General features: G+C 73.4%; 12 protein-coding genes. 6 read left to right on the top strand and 6 right to left on the bottom strand.

Annotated elements, in window-relative coordinates; all coding sequences use genetic code 11:
• Nucleotides 1-942: 942 nt before the first annotated feature.
• Nucleotides 943-3261, bottom strand: coding sequence for a discoidin domain-containing protein (locus OG286_RS03890; RefSeq protein WP_396322329.1), 2319 nt, complete (start codon nt 3259-3261; stop codon nt 943-945).
• 1031 nt (nt 3262-4292) lie between these two features.
• Here OG286_RS03890 and OG286_RS03885 point away from each other — a divergent pair.
• Nucleotides 4293-4775 (top strand): hypothetical protein, encoded by a 483-nt coding sequence (locus tag OG286_RS03885; protein WP_396322330.1) that lies wholly within the window; start codon nt 4293-4295, stop codon nt 4773-4775.
• A 48-nt stretch (nt 4776-4823) separates the two neighbouring features.
• Here the strand turns inward: OG286_RS03885 and OG286_RS03880 are convergent, their stop codons facing one another.
• Both OG286_RS03880 and OG286_RS03875 read right to left on the bottom strand, forming a co-directional pair.
• The gene (locus OG286_RS03880) at nt 4824-5501 is read right to left on the bottom strand and encodes a TetR/AcrR family transcriptional regulator (RefSeq protein ID WP_405363126.1); all 678 of its coding nucleotides are present in this window, start codon (nt 5499-5501) and stop codon (nt 4824-4826) included.
• A 105-nt stretch (nt 5502-5606) separates the two neighbouring features.
• Nucleotides 5607-6521, bottom strand: a complete 915-nt coding sequence (locus OG286_RS03875; protein WP_405363128.1) for a pirin family protein — start codon at nt 6519-6521, stop codon at nt 5607-5609.
• 159 nt (nt 6522-6680) lie between these two features.
• On the opposite strand from OG286_RS03875, the gene OG286_RS03870 reads away from it, so the two are divergent.
• Nucleotides 6681-7256, top strand: coding sequence for an NADPH-dependent FMN reductase (locus OG286_RS03870; RefSeq protein ID WP_396322333.1), 576 nt, complete (start codon nt 6681-6683; stop codon nt 7254-7256).
• A gap of 93 nt (nt 7257-7349) precedes the next feature.
• Here the strand turns inward: OG286_RS03870 and OG286_RS03865 are convergent, their stop codons facing one another.
• Nucleotides 7350-8993, bottom strand: a complete 1644-nt coding sequence (locus OG286_RS03865; protein WP_396322334.1) for an IS200/IS605 family accessory protein TnpB-related protein — start codon at nt 8991-8993, stop codon at nt 7350-7352.
• A 9-nt stretch (nt 8994-9002) separates the two neighbouring features.
• Nucleotides 9003-9539, bottom strand: coding sequence for an IS607 family transposase (locus OG286_RS03860; protein WP_396322335.1), 537 nt, complete (start codon nt 9537-9539; stop codon nt 9003-9005).
• Nucleotides 9540-9682: 143 nt separating this feature from the next.
• Between OG286_RS03860 and OG286_RS03855 the strand changes: the two genes are divergently transcribed.
• From OG286_RS03855 to OG286_RS03845, 3 genes are all read left to right on the top strand, one after another.
• Nucleotides 9683-10435 (top strand): ABC transporter ATP-binding protein, encoded by a 753-nt coding sequence (locus OG286_RS03855; RefSeq protein WP_396322336.1) that lies wholly within the window; start codon nt 9683-9685, stop codon nt 10433-10435.
• 200 nt (nt 10436-10635) lie between these two features.
• On the top strand, nt 10636-12015 hold the full coding sequence (locus OG286_RS03850; RefSeq protein WP_396322337.1) for an FtsX-like permease family protein: 1380 nt from the start codon (nt 10636-10638) through the stop codon (nt 12013-12015).
• A complete protein-coding gene (locus OG286_RS03845; RefSeq protein ID WP_396322338.1) occupies nt 12008-13264 on the top strand; it encodes a sensor histidine kinase in 1257 nt (418 codons plus the stop codon). The genes OG286_RS03850 and OG286_RS03845 overlap by 8 nt, the downstream gene beginning before the upstream one ends.
• Before the next feature lie 7 nt (nt 13265-13271).
• Here OG286_RS03845 and OG286_RS03840 read toward each other — a convergent pair whose 3' ends face one another.
• Complete coding sequence (locus OG286_RS03840) at nt 13272-13937, bottom strand: response regulator (RefSeq protein WP_396322339.1); 666 nt, start codon at nt 13935-13937, stop codon at nt 13272-13274.
• A 139-nt stretch (nt 13938-14076) separates the two neighbouring features.
• Here OG286_RS03840 and OG286_RS03835 point away from each other — a divergent pair, with 139 nt between their 5' ends.
• Nucleotides 14077-17511, top strand: coding sequence for a hypothetical protein (locus OG286_RS03835; protein WP_405363132.1), 3435 nt, complete (start codon nt 14077-14079; stop codon nt 17509-17511).
• Nucleotides 17512-17639: the final 128 nt, after the last annotated feature.

Below are 17639 nucleotides of genomic sequence, written 5' to 3'. Positions count from 1 at the left end.
CGCCCCCGCGCCGTGCCTCGGCACCCTCGCGCCGCCTCGCCGCGCCGAACGGAGTGGAAGCCTTCCCGGCCGCCGGGTTGGCCGCCACCCTGCACCGCCACCTCTGGCAAATGTTCCCGACCGGAGCGCTCCCCCAGGCGTCGGGGGCGGACGGCATCGCGACCGAAGGGTGTGCAGAGCTTTAGCTCCGACCCAAACCGAACGGATGCGGACCTGCGCGCGCAGCCGGTCGTGGAACTCCTTGATCACGTCAGCGGCGGAAGAACGCGTATACCCGGTCCCACGGCGGGAAGCCGGTCGGCGTCGCCGCCACTTGATGCCATTGGAGCAGGGCCTCCTGAACATCGTTCGATAGACAAACCCCGAGATCGGTACGACAACAGCCACTTACGTGCCTCTCACGGATTGGGTGTCATGAGGTGGCATCAGGCGTCATGCTGGGCCGGATGAGATAGGCCCTGACCTGCGCGACTCGGACTGGTGAAATCACCCGGCCGACCGCGGCGCTCGCGGCACAGCGGTGGCGCCGGTGAACGCGCCCTCGAGCGATGCTCGACGTGTACCGGGTCGCCGGACATCTCGGTCACGCGGGGGTAGCCGCGGTGGGTAGGCTCGGGCTCTACGGTGGTGACGTCCCAACCGTGGCCGGCGAGTTGACGGGCCAGGGCAACCCCGAGCGGGCGCTCGGCTCCGGTGATCGTGACCCGACCGGGGAGGAGGCCGTGGGCGGGAGCGCGAAGAACGGCTCCAGGTCCCCGTAATGTCGAAGCGGTCGATAGTGCATGTCTGGACTACTGGGCTGGTCCCATGGTTGGCCTGGTCCGGGACCCGGGAAGCGGCGCGACGAAGCTCCGGTTGTCCGGGGCCGTCCTAGGAAGGTCGCCCCGAACAACCGGAACTCGTCACGTCCGTGATGGCCTCAAGCCGCAGTGGCCGGCCAGCCTACGCGCCGTAGACCGCGAAGTCCCACAGGGAGTCTCCGAATCCGGTGGCCCGCTGGGTGCCGAGCATGCGGATGTAGCGGCCTGATCCGGTCAGTCCGGTGAGGTCGTTGACGCCGCCGGTGCCGGTGGTGGTGGCGTAGACGGTGGTCCAGGTGGAGCCGTCGTTGGAGGTCTGGATCTGGTAGGCCTTGGCGTAGGCGTTCTCCCAGGTGAGCTTGACCTCGTCGACGGTGTGGACGGCGCCGAGGTCGACCTGGAGCCACTGCGGGTCGGAGTAGTTGCTCGACCAGCGAGTGGCCGGGTTCCCGTCGACCGCGAAGGACGGCGCGAGCTGGCTGAGGCCCGACTCGGTGCTCGATGCGGTGGCGGGCCTGCCCTGGGCCAGGTCCGCGCGGGAGCCGTAGACCTCGAACTCCCACAGGGAGTAGCCCCAGGTGGTGGCCCGCTGGGTGCCGAGCATGCGGATGTAGCGGCCTGATCCGGTCAGTCCGGTGAGGTCGTTGACGCCGCCGGTGCCGGTGGTGGTGGCGTAGACGGTGGTCCAGGTGGAGCCGTCGTTGGAGGTCTGGATCTGGTAGGCCTTGGCGTAGGCGTTCTCCCAGGTGAGCTTGACCTCGCCGATGGTGTGGACGGCGCCGAGGTCGACCTGCAGCCACTGCGGGTCCGAGTGTGCGCTGGACCAGCGGGTGCCGTAGCTGCCGTCGGTGGCGTTCACGGCGGGGAAGGCCGTGGTCTCGGTCGAGGAGGCCGTGGTCGGCTTGTTGCGGGCCAGGTCGCCTGCGGCCACGTCGAGGGGCCAGCCGGGGTTGTGGCCGACGGTGGTGATGACCTGCTGGAACTCACTGTAGGTGGCCACCGGCTTCGGCGAGCCCCAGGTCTGCTGGGCCAGGGCGCGCAGAGGGTTCGCGATGCCGCCCGCGACCTGCTGCTCGGTCTCGGCGTCCGGGTGGTCGCACCACACGTGCAGCTTGGCCCCGAGGTCCTTGGACTTGTCGTCGATGGTCTGGTTGTTCTGGAAGATGCCGGGGTTCCACTGCTCGTACATGTACGTCGTGTCGGGCTTTGAACCGCCCAGTACGTAGTAGGTGGGCGTCCAGCTGCTGTTGTTCACGACGTGCCCGGCGTTGACGAGCTGCTGCGGGGACAGGCCGTAGTTGTACCAGTAGTCCACGACGATGTCCGAGGCGACCGGAATCGTGCCGTCGCCGGAATGGATGCCGTCGTTCCACATCCGCATGGTCTTGCCCGCGCCGCGCACGACGCCGTCCGCCCAGCGGATGAAGCCGTAGTACACGTCCTTGGCGGTGGCGGCCGACCCGTACTGCTGCTTCGCGTAGGCCTGCAGCTGCGGATAGCTGCTGTAGCTCGCGCCGTACTCGTCGGCTCCCAGGTGCCAGTAGGCGGAGGGGAACAGCGGCACGTACTCGGTGATCAGGTCCTTCATCAGGGTGTAGGACGCGGGGTTGGACAGGTCGATGTTGCTGCCGTCCGGGGTGGATCCGTCGGCGGCCTTGAGCTTGAGCTCGGGGTGGGCGGTCAGGATCGCGTCCATGTGCCCGGGCATGTCCAGCTCGGGCACGATCGTCACGTGGTTCGCCGCAGCGAAGGCGACCAGATCGCGGATCTCCTGCTTGGTGTAGTGCTGGGCGGAGACGACCTCGGGGTGCGTGCTGCTCTCCAGCCGGAAGCCGAGCCGGTCGGACAGGTGGAGGTGGAGGTAGTTGAGCTTGAGGTAGGCCATGTCCTTGATCTGGTTCTGCAACCAGGCCACGGAGTAGTACTTGCGTCCGAGGTCGACCATCATGCCGCGCTCGGTGTAGGCCGCCCAGTCGCGGGCCGAGCCGCCCGGGATCACCGGGCTCTGCTTGAGCAACTGCAGGATGGTGCGTGTTCCGTAGAACACCCCGGCGTCGCCGGCCGCCTGGACCGTGATCGAGGAGCCGACGTTGAGGGAGTAGCCCTCGGTTCCCAGTGAGGTGTCGCTCGCGCCGAGGGTGAGCAGGATGTCGCCCGGGCCCACCGAGCCCGGCGAGGCAGTGACCTGAGGGACACTCACGCCGGTCAGCTGCCGGATGTCGCCGGCGAATACGGCCGAGTCGCCGGCCAGCTGAGAGGCGTACGCGCTGTCCACCACGATGCGCGTGCCGGCGCCGAACGAGTACGAGGTGCTGCCGGGCGTCCACTGCTGCAACGCCGGGATCGTCTGCGGGGGTGCGGTGGCGGCCTGCGCGATGGTCGGCGCGGTGATGCCGACGACCGCCGCAGAGGCCAGGATCAGGACTGCGAGCAGCCCGACCTGACGTCTGGCTATCTTCATGAGGGACCTCTTTGAGGGATGAAGTGGACCGTGTGTACTGCGCTTCCCGCCCGGGTGCGGCGGGGGTGAAGCCTGGAGCAGCTGGACGTTCGGGTGGTGGACGGGGTGGCGCGAGATGCCGTGGCGGCGTCTACGAGCCCGGCCTCGGCCGATCCGGGGTGGAGCACGGCGACTTCGCGGATGGGCCTGGACCAACTGCTCTGGATGGTCTAGACTTTTGGCGAGACCGGTCTAGACCACTCGGGCGGGATCCTAACAGGGGTTCAGGCCCTTTGCTACACCTGCTGTCAGCAGGCCGCATCCTGCGCCCCCCGGGTCCCGGCCTCGCGCTGGCTCAACGCGCCGAGCCGCACCGCCGGTGGGCCGGTCGGAAGAGCGGGCCGCCCAGCTCCGTGGCCACCCGAGACGTCATGCCGCCTCCCGGCTCTCTCAAGGACCGGCCGAGCGGCTGGCCTGGGGCCCTCGGCGGCAGCTGTGCACACAGCGCACGGGTGAATGGCCCTGCCGCAGTGCGCTACGCCCTGTTCGGCAGTCTGTGCCGGGACTCGCCCAGCTGCTGTCACATCGTCACGCAGGCGGACGGTGCGTCAGGCCGCCTCCGCCAGGAGGGTGTCCGAGCTTTGACGCAAGCCGTTTCGCGGAGCACTGCCGTGGTTGAGCGGACGTCTGCCATTCCTATCGCTTTGCGGGGGCCTCGCGGGTGGCGAGACGGGCCCGCGCGCAGGTCCGTCCGGTGGGCTGCCCATGCGGAACCCGAACACGGCCATGTTCATGCCCATTGTCGCCCGGCCGACAGGTGGCGACGATTTCCACGGTACGTTCCTCGGTGATTTCGATCGCGTCATTCAGCGGGAAGCGGACCGGTTTCCGAGGGATTCCGGTGCCGTTCGCGCCGGTATCTCCGACGCATTCGGCGTAGATGATTCGGTCGGCTGTTCCGGGTTCCGGGCAAGGTCGCCGCGCAGTACTCTGACTCACCCCGCGGAGCACGCGGGCGGGTAGGGGGGAAGATGAGAGCCGGGAAGGTTTCGGTGGACGAACGCTATGCGCTGGCCCTGGGGTGCCGCGTGAGCGTCGAGGCCGGACTCAGCGCGACCAGGGTCAACTGGAGTGTCGGCCACATCTCGGGAGAGGAAAGGACCCGGCCGGAGCAGGGTGCAAAGGTCGTCCCGTTCACCTGTCACCGGTGCCGCCGCAATTTCTGTGTCACGGTCGAGAGCCGTGCCAAGGCGCGCTCGAAGCGGCTGGTCTATCAGGCGGTGGGGTGGGCGTTGTTGATTTCGCTGCTCGTCACCGTGCCCATGGTCGTCCACCTGGGTGGGCAGACCGTCGACGAGAACGATCCCGGGGCCACGGGCCAGTTGGGCATTCTCCTTCTGTTGGCGGCCGTGGGGTTCATCGGCGGGCTGACATTCGTCCAGGTCGGCCGGGCGCACGCCGGTGTCAGGAAGTTCCGCCTCGTCCGCGCGAGTGGCAAGCGGACCGTCTGGGTCGAGGGGCACCGGCTGTTCTGATCACCGAGCTCGGCCGGGCGCGGCCCGGTGCGGCCTGCCCGTGCGTGCTCAGCGCGCGTAGCGGGCCAGCAGGAGGTCGACACCGGACGTGATCTGGTGGGCGAGTTCGGCCTCGCCGAGGTCGGCGTCGGGGGTGAAGGTGGCCATCAGCTGGGGGACGCCGAGGGTGGCGGCCACGAGCTGTTGGACGGCGAGCTCGGGTTCGGGGGCGTCCAGTCTGCCGAGCTGGTCCAGTTCGGCGAAGGCCTCGGCGAGCGGGCCGTTGATCATGTCGTAGCTGAGCCGGTACCAGAGCTGGCCCAGCTGCGGGAACCGCTCCGTCTCGCCGATGACCAGCCGGCGCAGCGACATGATGTCGGGGCGCAGCAGGATGCGGGCCCAGGCGGTGGTGAGGTCGATCAGCGCGGCCCGCAGGTCGGGGGCCTCGACGATGGTGGAGGTGCAGGACTCGAGCCCGGCGTAGGTGCGGGGCAGGATGCCGCCGATGACGGCCAGGAACAGGCGTTCCTTGCTGCCGAAGTGCTTGTAGATGGTCGCCTTGGAGACGCCGGACCGGCTGGTGATCGCGTCCATGGAGGCGGCCGAGTATCCCGCGGCCAGGAATTCGGTGACCGCCGAGTCGATGATGGCCTGGCGCTTGCGCTGGGCGGCGTCGGTGGGATCCGGGATGATCGGGATGCCGTATTCGTCCGTCGCGTCAGCCGTGCCTGCCGTGTCGACGCCCATGGCGGTGTCCTCTTGCGTTCTCGTCCGGAGCGGGGGTTTCTCAGTATATGAACTGAACGGTTTGGTTCGCAAAGGCGGCGAAACGGACGCGCCGGCCGGCCGGGCTCACCAGGGGAGCCGCCCCATCAGGCCGAGGCCGAAGTCCTGCTGGGCCTGGCGCAGTTCGGCGGCGGTGTTCATCACGAAGGGGCCGCTGCGGGCGACCGGCTCGCCGATCGGCTCGCCGGCCAGGACCAGGACCTCGGCCGCCCCGCCCCGGGCCTCCACCGTGAACCGCTCGCCGTCCTGCGCGAGCACCGCGAGGTGGCCGTCCGGGAGCTCCGCATCGGGGGTGGCGGCCTCGCCGGACATCACGTACAGCATGGCGTTGTGCCCGGCGGGCGCCGTGAAGTCGGCCCGGGCGCCGGCCGCGAGGCGGGCGTGCACGACCAGGACCGGCGTGTGGGTCGCGAACGGGCCGGTGGCGCCGTGGGTGCTGCCGGCGATGACCGTCAGCTCGGCGCCGTCGTCCGTGGTGACCACGGGGAGGTCGCCGGCCTCGGCGTTCTGGCTGCGCGGCGGGACGGACTTGAGCCGGGCCGGCAGGTTCACCCAGATCTGCAGCATGTGCTGGAGGCCGCCCTCGGCGAGGAACTCCTCGGTGGGCAGGGCCTCGTGGACGATCCCGGAGCCGGCGGTGAGCCACTGCACGCCGCCGCCCCGGACGACGGCCCGGTGGCCGCGGGAGTCGGCGTTCGCGATGTCACCGGCGATGACGTACTGGATCGTCTCGAAGCCGCGGTGCGGGTGCGGGGGAGCGCCCTTGGCCTCGCCCGGCGCGAGCTCGACCGGGCCGACCTGGTCGACCATCAGGAACGGGTCGAGGAACGGCAGGTCGGCGGTGGGGAAGGGGCGGCGGACCGGGAAGCCCGCGCCCTCGTAGGTGTGGACGGGGCGGACGACGCGGACGGTGGACCGCGGGGTGGCGGTGGCGGGGGCGGTGGTCGCGGTGGGGGTGGCGGTGGCGCTCGATGGGGTCATGGCTCGAATGAACTATACGATTCAGTTCACTGTCAAGACTGAACTGTTTGGTTGACATAATGAACTGATCGGTTTAGTTTTCTCGGTGTCGAAGCCGCCCGGGTCACCGGACGGTCCGACAACTTCCTCCTGCCGTAGCCCTTCTGAAGGAGTCCCACCATGGCCACCGCCAAGATCTTCGCCATCTCCGGCTCGCTGCGCGCCGACTCGCACAACACCCAGCTGCTGCGCGCCGCCCAGAAGTTCAACCCCGGTGGCCAGGAGATCGAGATCTACGACGGCCTGCGCGACATCCCCGCGTACGACCAGGACCTCGACACCCCTGAGAAGCGGCCGGCCGTCGTCAACGACCTGCGCCGCCGCGTCCAGGCCGCCGACGGCCTGCTGATCGCCACGCCGGAGTTCAACTACTCCATCCCCGGCGTCCTCAAGAACGCCCTCGACTGGCTGAGCACCGACTGGACCAAGACCGAGGGGCTGCCGCTGCACCGCAAGCCCACCGCGATCCTCGGCGCCGCCCCGACCAACTTCGGCAGCGTCCGCGCCCAGCTGGCGCTGCGCCAGGTCTTCGTCTGGACCGACAGCGACGTCGTGGTCAAGCCCGAGGTCATCGCCTTCCGCTCGCACGAGCGCTTCGACAGCGAGGGCAACCTCACCGACGAGACCACCATCGGGCTGCTCCAGGACCTCCTGCGGGCGCTGCAGGCCAAGATCGACGCCGCCGCCGCGCGCTGACCCCCACCGTCGCGGTCGACGTCGGACCGTGGGGGTACGCCACCGGTCACCATCCACCGCGTGACCCGGTCACCACCAAGCGCATGACCGTTCCTAATCAGTGATCAGGAGTGAGTCTTGGACCCAGTCCTGTTCGCTGCGCGCATCCCGAACGGTTTTGGGTGCGCTGGTCGCCCGCGTTCTCGTTGTCCCCGTTCGGGCGCGCTGCTCTTGGCTACGGTCCGTTGCGGGGCGGCGGGTTTCCTCAGGCCCCCGTTCGCCTGGTCCGGCCTGGGCGGTCCGATGCCCGTGCACATCACTCTGGTGTGCACGGGGCGGTGCCGTCCGTCGCCGGATCGGGTGTCCGAGGGCGCGTCGTCCGATGGCCACCGCTGCCGCCTGGTGGCGGCTGGTGGCACGGGTCTTGGTGGTGAGGGGCTTCTTCCGGTGCTGGTCGCCCCACTGGCTGGTGTAGGCCGGATCCACGGCGATCACCGACAGGTCGTGTTCCGCGCACATGGCCAGGAGGCGGGCGCGGAGCCGGCCGGTGGGGATGCCGGAGATCAGCTGCCGGAACTTCTTCTTCGGGCCGTGCTTCTCCCGGGTCTTGGAGTCGGTGAAGTCGAGGTCTTCGACCGCGATCGCGCGCACGCCCGTGCTGACGGCCCAGTGCAACAACCGGGTGAGGGCGTGGCGGAGCTGCGCGTCCCGGTGGCTGGCGCTGCCGGACAGGTCGTAGTCGAAACGGCGGGGTTCGCCGACCGGGTTGCCGTGTGTGTCCAACTGCCAGGCTGCGAGGTGGTCGGCGTTGGTATCGACGCCGACAATGCCACCGGCCCGCAGAGAATCCAGGGGACCGACGGGCAGGTCTTTGCGGGTCCACGACGCGTCCAGGTACCAGCGGCCACGTTCCACATCGAGGTGGATGCGGTACGCGACGGCCCGGTTCACTTCGACGCGGTCCCGCCACTCGTCGCCCCGATGCGGGAAGGAAACGCGGGCGGCCAGCGCGTAGCGGCCGTGTCGGCCGTTGGCGAGGTCGGCGAGCGGGGCCGGGAGCTTGATCGACACTTCCCCGTCGGGGGTGACGCGGATCGTCTCGTTTCCGAACCTCTTGCCCGACTCCCCGTCAGCCGTCAGGAACCAGCGCGATACCTCCCAACGCTGCCGCCATTCGGTCTCGGTCAGGTTCGCGGCGGCGAGGTTGTGCCGCGTGTTGGCCGGCTTCCGGCCACCCCGCACCACATGCACCCGTCCGGCGTCCCGATCGGCCCGGACCAGCTCCAGCCGGTTCTCCAGCGCCGTGAGGCGGCGGGACTTGACGAACCACTCATGCCGGGAGCGGTAACCGCCCGGCGTGCGCTTGCTGCCCTTCTCGCCGATCGGCAGGGACAACCGGTGCCGGATGGTCTTGATCCCGGCGTCCAGGCCCCGCATGTGGGCGAACTGCGCCCGGCGGGACAGGCCCCACTGGGCGTGCGTCGCCCCGGTTGCCGAACCGGCCCAGCGCGACGACGACACGGCCGTCAGCTCCCGCTTACGAGCCGCCCACGTGTCGGTGGAATGCTCCAGCCCATCAGCACAACGGGTCTTGAGGTCAAGGGACGCGAGCGAGCCCATGTGCCCGCCGACCAGCCGCAGGACGTTCTCATCCTCGGGCGTGAGGCCCTTTGGTCGGTCCCGTATGCACACGCCGGATGCCGGGTCCGCGACAAACGGCCGGGCGATATCCCGCAGTACCTTCTTGGGCTCAGTCACTTCTTGGGCTCAGTCACCAGCCGCCGCCGCTTCAAGGGCCTTGCGGGCGCGGGTGTTCGCGGAACGACGACCGTACAGGCGGGCGCAGAACGAGGTCAGTATCTCGACCATGTCCCGCACCAGATCGTCCTCAACCTCGCCGTCGTCCAGAACGACCAACCGGCGGCCCGAAGCTGACAGGGCGGCCTCGACCAGCTCCACATTCATCCGGCCGAGCCGGTCCTTGTGCTCCACGACGACCGTGGTCACATCCGGATCGGCCAGCAGACGACGGGCCTTGGACCGGCCGCCGTTCATGCCCGAGCCGATCTCCGACTCGATCCGCACCACCCGGTGCCCGGCCTGAGCAGCCCACGTGGCGAGACGAGCGGACTGCCGCTCAAGATCAGCCTTCTGATCGTGCGACGAAACGCGGGCATACAGACCCACACCACCCCTCACCGACGGTGACGCATTCGCCTCGATATTCACCAGGATCGTGCGCAGGCCGACCCGTTCCGCCGGGACCGGCAGAGTTCCCTCACGGAACCGCTCAAGACATCTCATGGACACTCATGAACACTCAATCCCAGCAGTTCGACACCCCCGGGCGCCGGCGCCGTGCGACGGGCCGGGGTTCGGAAAACCGAACCTCCGATCCGGGGGCGAGCACGATCGATCGCCGCGACCGGCCCGGCCAGCATGGAGCCATGGCTGAGACGAGAATGACAGCGGTCGCGGAACCGGCCGCCCGCGCGGACGACCTGCACCGGGAGTACGGCCGGGGCGGCGCCGCCGTGCGGGCGCTGCGCGGGGTGTCGGTGGCGTTCGCCCCCGGGACCTTCACCGCCGTGATGGGGCCCTCCGGCTCCGGCAAGACCACTCTGCTCCACTGCCTCGCCGGCATGGACCGGCCCACCCGCGGCACCGTCCGGTGGGGCTCCACCGAGGTGTCCCGGCTGCCCGAACGCAAGCTGGCCGAACTGCGGCGCACCCGGATCGGGTTCGTCTTCCAGGCGTTCAACCTGATGCCCGCGATGACGGTCGCCCAGAACGTCGAACTCCCCGGCCGGCTGGCCGGCGCCCGCCCCGACCGCGCCGCCGTGCGGGACGCGCTCGCCCGGGTCGGCCTGGCCGGCCGCGAACGCCACCGGCCGGGCCTGCTCTCCGGCGGCCAGCAGCAGCGCGTCGCGATCGCCCGCGCCCTGGTCACCCGCCCCGACGTGCTCTTCGCCGACGAACCCACCGGGGCACTCGACCGCGCCACCGGTCACGAGATCCTCGCCCTGCTGCGCACCGGCGTGGACCGGGACGGGCAGACCTGCGTGATGGTCACCCACGACCCGGTGGCGGCCGGTTACGCCGACCGCGTCCTGCTGCTCGCCGACGGGCTGCTCGTGGACGAGCTGGCCCACCCGACGGCGGCGTCGGTCGCCGAGCGGCTGAGCCGGCTGGGCGGGTGAGCGCGATGACGCCCCCGCCCCCGGGCACCGCGCCTGACCTTGGCGCCGTCCCGCCCCCGGGCGCCGCCCCGGACCTTTGTACCGCTCCGGACCGGCAGGCCGCCCCGGACCGGCGGCCCACGCCGGGCAGGACGCCGCCGTCCCCCGCCTCCCGCGCCGGTCGCGCGGCCCCCCGCACCGGGCGCCCCGTACCGGCCCTCGTGCTCGGCCAGCTCCGCCGCCGACCCGCCGCCTTCGCCGGGCTGGCCGTGGCGCTCTTCCTCGCCGTCGCCACGGTGACGCTCTTCGGCTCGCTCTTCGCCGCCGAGGTCACCGCCCCGGCCGCCGCCCGCCGGGCTCCCGCCGGGCCGGGCCTGATGGTGATCGCGGGCGCGTTCGGCGAGATCGCGGTGCTGGTGGCCTTCTTCGTGGTGGTCAACGCGCTCGGCTTCGCGCTGCGCCAGCAGCACCGGGAGCTGGCGCTCCTGCGCACCGTCGCCGCCACACCCCGGCAGGTCCGCCGGCTGGTGCGCGGCCAGGTGGCCGCGACCACCCTGCTGGCGGCCGGGCCCGGCTGGGCGGCCGGGGCCTTCGCCGCCCGCAGGTTCCTCGCCGCCTTGCAGGAGCGCGGGATGGCCGCGCCCGCCGTCCGGGTACCGGGCACACCGCTGCCGATGCTGGTCGCGCTCGCCGCCGCCCTGCTCGTCGGCCTGGCGGCGGCTGCCGTCGCGGCCCGACGGATCACCCGGATCCCGCCGGCCGCCGCACTCACCGCCGGTTCGACCGAGCACGGCCGGACGGGCGCCCTGCGGCTGCTGGCCGGCGCCGGCACCCTGACCGGAGGAGCGCTGCTGCTCCGGCTGGCGGCGACCCGCCCCGCCGACCAGCTCGACAAGGCCGGGCAGGCGGCCCTGCTCGCCTCGCTGGTGCTGCTGGTCGCCGTCGCCCTGCTGGGACCGCTCGCGGCCCGCGTCCTGGCCGCCGTGCTGGGCGCGCCGGTGCGGTGGGCGGCGCCCCGTTCGGGCTGGCTGGCCGACGCCAACCTGCACGGCTACGCGCACCGGCTCTCGGCCGCGGTGGTGCCGGTCGCGCTCCTGGTCGGTCTCTCGGGCACCATGTCGATCATGACAAGCACCGCCGAGCACGCGGCGATCCTCGCCCTCCCCGGGGCCGCCGCCTCGGCCGCCTCCGTGACCTCCGCGAGCGACGTCTGGCTGCGCCAGGCGGAGCTGGCCATGCTGGTCTGCTTCGCGGCCGTCTCCACCGTCAACACCCTGGTCGCCCTGACCGCCGACCGCCGCCGCGAGTTCGCGCTGCTCCGGCTGCTCGGCGCCACCCGGCGCCAGCTGCTGCGGATGCTCGGCGTCGAGGCGGCGCTCACCACGGCGGTGGGCGTCCTGCTGGGTGCGGCGGTCGCCGGCGTCGCCTCGGCCGCCTTCAGCACGGCCGTCACCGGCTCCGCCGCGCCGACCGTCCCGGCGGCCGCCTGCGGTTGGATCGTGGCCGGCGCGGCCGCGCTGACCGTCCCCGGCATCCTGGGCACCGGCCTGCGTGCCGTCACCGGCCCGGCCGCGCAACTGGCCGGCGGCGAGCGTGGCTGACCGGCGCCCGTCCGGAGTGCGGCGGTACCTCACGGTCCGCGGCGGCGAACTGCTCTTCGCCGTCGCGGGCCTGCCGCCCGCCGTCCTCGGCGGCGCCTACGCCCTCGCCGTCCTCTACGCCGGGACGCTGCTCTCGCTCACCGTCCTCGGCCTGCCGTTCGTGGTCCTGGCGCTGGCCGGCGCGCGCGGCCTCGGCGGGCTCCACCGCCGGCCGGTCGGCCGGCTGTTGGGCGAGTACGTGGAACCACCGCCCCCGCTGCCGAGGCCGGCCGGCGCCTTCGCCCGCGGCCGCGCCGTCCTGACCGACCCGGTCGCCTGGCGGGCGCTGCTCTACCTGCTGCTGCGCCTGCCGCTCGGACTGCTCGGCTTCGCCGCCGCCGTCGCGCTGCCGCTCGCCTGCGGCTGGCTGCTCGGGTTCCCGCTCTGGGTACGGCTGTTGGAGCCGGGGGAGCGGCCCGCCGGCTGGCCGGACGCGGCCGCCGTCCTGCTCGGCCTGGCCGTCCTGGCGGCCCTCGCGCCCGCCAACCACGCGCTCGCCGCGGCCAATCGGAGCATCGCCCGGCTGCTGCTCGGCCCGGCCCGCGCCCAACAGCGGGTCCGCACCCTCGAATCCGCCCGCGCCACGCTCCTCGCCGCCAACACCGACCGGCTGCGCCGCCTGGAACGCGACCTGCACGACGGCACCCAGGCCCAGCTGGTCGCCCTCGCCATCACCCTCTCGCTGGCCGACGACGCGCTCGCCCCCGGCGCCGGCCCCGGGAGCCCCGACCTCGCCCGCCTGCGCACCCTCGTCGACCGCGCCCGCGGCCAGACCGACGACACCATCACCGGACTGCGCCGGCTCACCCGGGGCATCCACCCGGTCGCGCTGGACGGCGGCCTCGGCGAGGCCCTGCCCGGACTGGCCGCCACCTCGCCGGTCCCCGTCACCGTCCGCCTCGACCTTCGGGAACGGCCCGACCCGGCGATCGAGCAGGCCGTCTACTTCTGTGCGGCCGAACTGCTCACCAACCTCGCCAAGCACAGCGGCGCCCGGACGGCCGAGCTGTCGGCCACCGCCGCCGACGGCCGGGTCCGGCTGGTGGTGCGCGACGACGGCCGCGGCGGCGCCGTGCCCGGCGGCCCGGCCGGCGGGACCGGGCTGGCCGGTCTGGGCGAGCGGCTCGCCGCGGTGGACGGCGCGCTCCGGGTGGAGAGCCCGGCCGGCGGGCCCACCGTCGTCACCGCGGCTCTCCCGAGCCGCATGTGACGTCGCGTCAGCCACCCGTCTCGGAGAGGTAGGTGAGCACCGCCTTCACCCGGCGGTTGTCGGCATCCGTGGCCGGCAGGTCGAACTTGGTGAACACGGCGGCGACATGCTTCTCCACCGCCCGCTCCGACACCACCAGCCGCCCGGCGATCGAACGGTTGGAATGCCCCTGCGCCATCAGCTCCAGCACCTGCCGCTCGCGCGGGGTCAACGCGTCCACCCGGCCGCGCCGCTCGCCGTGCATCAGCCGGGTCACCACGTCCGGGTCCAGCGCCGTCCCGCCGTCCGCGACCCGGCGCAGCGCGTCCACGAACTCCGACGTCCGGGCGACCCGTTCCTTCAGCAGATACCCGACCCCGGCCGCGCCACCCGCCAGAAGGCGGGACGCCCAGGCGGTCTCGACGTGCTGCGAGAAGACCAGGATGCCGACCTCCGGCAGGGTCGCCCGCAGCTCGACAGCGGCGCGGATGCCCTCGTCGGTGTGGGTCGGCGGCATCCGGATGTCCACCACCGCGACGTCGGGCCGGTGCTCGGCCACGGCGGCGAGCAACTCCGGTGCCGTGCCGGCCGCAGCGACCACCTCGCACCCACGGGCGCCGAGCAACTCGACCATCCCCTCCCGCAGGATCACGGAGTCCTCGGCCAGTACCACGCGCAGCTGTCTGTCGATCACGACGCCATTATCGCGGCCGCCGGGGGAGTGCCGGCCCGCGCGGGCCGGAAGCACGACCGTGACGGCTCGACGGCCGGGCGACCCGGCGGTGCGGGAAACCGTTCGCGACCAGGCGTTCGGCTGTAACAGAATCACCCCCATGTCTCGCTCGACCGACGGACCCGCCTCCGCCCCGCACGTCGCCCCGCACCCCGCCGCCGAGCGCCTCCTCGCCGAGCTCGCCCCGCTGCCGCACCCCGCCCGGCTGCGGCACCTGGCCCGCGCCGCCCATGCGCTCGCGGGGCGAGGAGAGCTCGCCGCCGTCCTGGCCGTCCTGGCCGGCCGGGGGCGGTACGAGCGGCGGTTGGGGGCCCTTGCCGCGCTGACGGGCGGGCAGACGCCCTACCTGGCCGCGCGGCTGGCCGATCCCGATGACGTGGTGCGCCGCTACGCCCTGCGTGCCGTCCGGTGCCTGCCGGTGCCGGACGGGGCGGTCGAGGCCGCGTACGAGGGTGCCTCCGGGGTGGTGCGCCGCGAGCTGAGCAGGGCCGTGGTTGCCGCGGGGCGGCGGGAGTTGGCGGAGCGGCTGGTCGGGACGGTGCGGGAGCGGTGGGGTGACGGCGAGGCGGTGCGGCTGCTGCCGGCCTGTCCGCCGGAGTTCGCCGCCCGGGTGCTACCCGAGCTCGCGCATGCCGTCCGGCACTGGGGGCCGCTGGGGCGGTACCAGCCGCAGGCCGTGGTCGGCTACGCCGAGCGGGTGCTGGCCGGGCTGCCCCGGAACCTGCGCCGGGACTGGTGGACGCAGCACGCCCACGGCCTCGCCGCCGCCGCCCCGGCCGAGCCGCTTCGCGTGCTCGGGCTGCTGGAGCGGTACGGGCCCGCGCTGCTGCCCGGCGCGCTGCGGGACGGGCTCGCCACCCTCGCGGCGGCCGACGCCGAGCGCGTCGTGCGCCGGCTGACGTCCCCCGAGTGGCACCGGTCGCGGTACGGGCCGCGCCCGTCGCCGGCGCTGGTGCGTGCACTGGTGCAGGCGGATCCGCCGTCGCTGCCCGTGCTCGGGCGTGAGTGGCTGGCGCACCCGGAGCACTTGGCGGCGCTGCTGCGGGCGATGCCGCCGCACCGGCGGGAGGCGTTCTTCGACACCGTCACGGCGGGTGCGCCGCTGGAGTGGACGGCCGCCGCGGCGCCGCTGCTGGCCGCTCTGCCGCGGGACCGCCGCGCGGCCGTCGCACGGGAGCTGGTGGCCAGGGGGCGAGCCGAGGAGTGGTGGATCGGCGACGTCCTGGGAGCGCTCGCGCACCTGCCGGTGGCCGAGGCCCGGCCCGGACTGCTCACGGCCGTCCGGTCCTCCGACCCGGAGGACCGGGCGACGGCGTGGCCGTACCTGGTCGCCAACGCCGGCCACGCCCGGGACCACGCCGCCCTGTCCGAGGTGCTCGTCCTGATGGACGCCCGGCTGGGCAACGAGCGGGACCCGATCCGGGCGCAGGCCCTGAAGGCCCTGGCCGCCGTGCCGGGTGCGCCGTTCACCGCGGGCGACGTCGGGCTGCTGGACCGGATCGCCCTCGCGGCCGTCCAGGCCCGCGACTGCTCCTGGGCCACCCGCAACGCGCTGCGCGACCTTGCCCTGGGTGTCCTGCGCCACCACACCGCCGCCGGGGAGCCGGAGCTCCTCGACTGGGCGGCCCGCACCCTCGGCCGCCTCGCAGGCCGCACCGGCGGCGTCGACCTGGGCGGGCTCGTCCACACCCTGCGGCGCGGGCAGGAGGGGCTGGTCGTCGCCGCGCTGGAGCCGTGGCTCCGCGCCGGTGCCGACCACGGCGAGTACGGGCTGCTGTTCGCGCTCCACGGCGCGCTCGGCCGGCGTGCGTACCGCCTGCCCGAGCTCCAGGAGCTGCTGGGCGAGGCGCTGCGCAAGGGCGATGACGACGCCTTCCGCGCTGCGGCCCGGAGGTGGCTCGCCGATCCGGCGACCCGCGCTGAACGGGTGGCGGAGCTGCTGGCGTCGGAGCCCTCGGCCGCCGTCCTGCCGGCCGTCGGGGAGGCACTGGCCGCCCGCCGTACCGATCTCCTGGACGCCCTGCTCGCCGAGGAGCCGCCGTACGGCCGGTTCCTGCCGGGCCGGGCCCGCCGGCCGCTGCCCGACTTCCGGTACGCCGACCGCTGGCTGCCCCGGCAGCAGGAGGCGGCGGCCCGGCTCGCGCGCGACGCGGCCGGGGACGACAGCCGGCCGCTGGCGGAGCGGGCGGCCGCCGTCACCTCGGCGGCCGCCGTGCCCGAGCAGGGGCGCGCCCTCGCACTGGACTTCGCGGCCTCGGGCGAGGTGCTCCTCGCCGAGGCGGCCCTCGCCGCCCTCGCGCGGACGGACGAGCCCGCCGAGGACCTCGCCGTCCTGCTCGCGCACGCGGGCGGCGACCGGGCCCGGGTGGCCGTCTACGCGGCCGACCGCGTCGCCGCCCGCACCCCGGCGGCCGCGCTCTCCCGCCCGCTCGGCGCGCTGCTGACGGCCACCACCGGCGCGAAGGTGACCAGCCGCAAGGAGGCCGCCCGGCTCACCGCGCGCCACCTGCCGCCCGCGGAGGCGGTCGGCCTGCTCGCCACCGCGTACCGCACCCCGCGGCAGCACCCGGACGTACGGGCCGCGGTCGTCCGGTGCGTGCCCGGCCTGCTCGCCGCCGGCCCGCGGGCCGCTGCCGGCGTCTGGGAGCTGCTGGACGAGGCCGTGGGGAGCGACGCGCCGGCGGTGCGGCAGGCCCTGCAGGCGGCCCGTCCGCTGGACCTCCCGGCGGCCCACCGTCCGCGCTACGCAGGGCTGTTGGCCGGCCTGGCCGAGGACGCGGACCACGACGTGGCGGACAACGCGCTGTCCGCTCTGGAGGTCTGGGCCGCGTACGCGCCGCAGGCCGCCGACGCCGTCCGGCGGATCGCCACCGACCTGACCCGCAGCCGCTCCGGCTGGCACCGCGCCGCCGGGGTGATCGGCACACTGGCCGGCTCGGGCCTGCCGCACCCGGTCGGCGGCGGCGCTCCGGGCAGCCTGCTGCACCGCACTGTCACCGAGCTGCTGGGCGTCGTCCGGGGCGGGGAGCCGGAGGACGAGGCCGATCGGGATCTGCCGGCCTTCCGGCGGCTGCACCACCTCGTCACGATGGCGGTGAGCGGGCCGGAGGCCCTCGCGGCCGTGGCCGGCCTGCTCGCGGACGAGCCGGATCTCCTCCCGGCCCGGCTCTCGGCGATGACGCGGGCGCTGGACGTGCGGGCCGACCTGCCGGAGCTGGTGGCCGCCCTCCGCGCCCTGGCCGCCGCCCTGGACGGCCACCCCGCGCTGGCCGCCGCCACCGCCACCCACCTGTGCAACCTCCATGCGTACAACCGGAGTCGAGGGGTCGACGAGGCCACGATGCTGGAGGCGGTCCGGCGGCTGTCGGCCGGCGACGGCCTCGCGGAGGGCCTGCTGGCCACCGGGCTGGCCGAGGCCTTCGGTCCGGCGTTCCACTGGCCGCAGGGGTGGCGGTCCGCCCTGCGCACGCTGCGCGCGCACCCGGTGTCCGACGTCCGGCACGTCGCCCGGCGGGTGGCCATCGTCGCGGAGTGATGCCCCGGCCCGGTCCGCCCCCGGGGGAAGCGGGCCGGGCCGGGGAGCCGGCCCGCGCGGGGGACCGGGCGGACTTGTCCCGCGGCCGTCACGGTGTTGTTGTGTCTCCTTCATGTGAGGGATGCTCA

The sequence above is a fragment of the Kitasatospora sp. NBC_00039 genome (assembly GCF_045160625.1).
Classification (GTDB): domain Bacteria; phylum Actinomycetota; class Actinomycetes; order Streptomycetales; family Streptomycetaceae; genus Kitasatospora.
The sequence above is the reverse complement of the archived record's forward strand: the minus strand, read 5'-3'. Positions and strand labels throughout refer to the sequence as shown.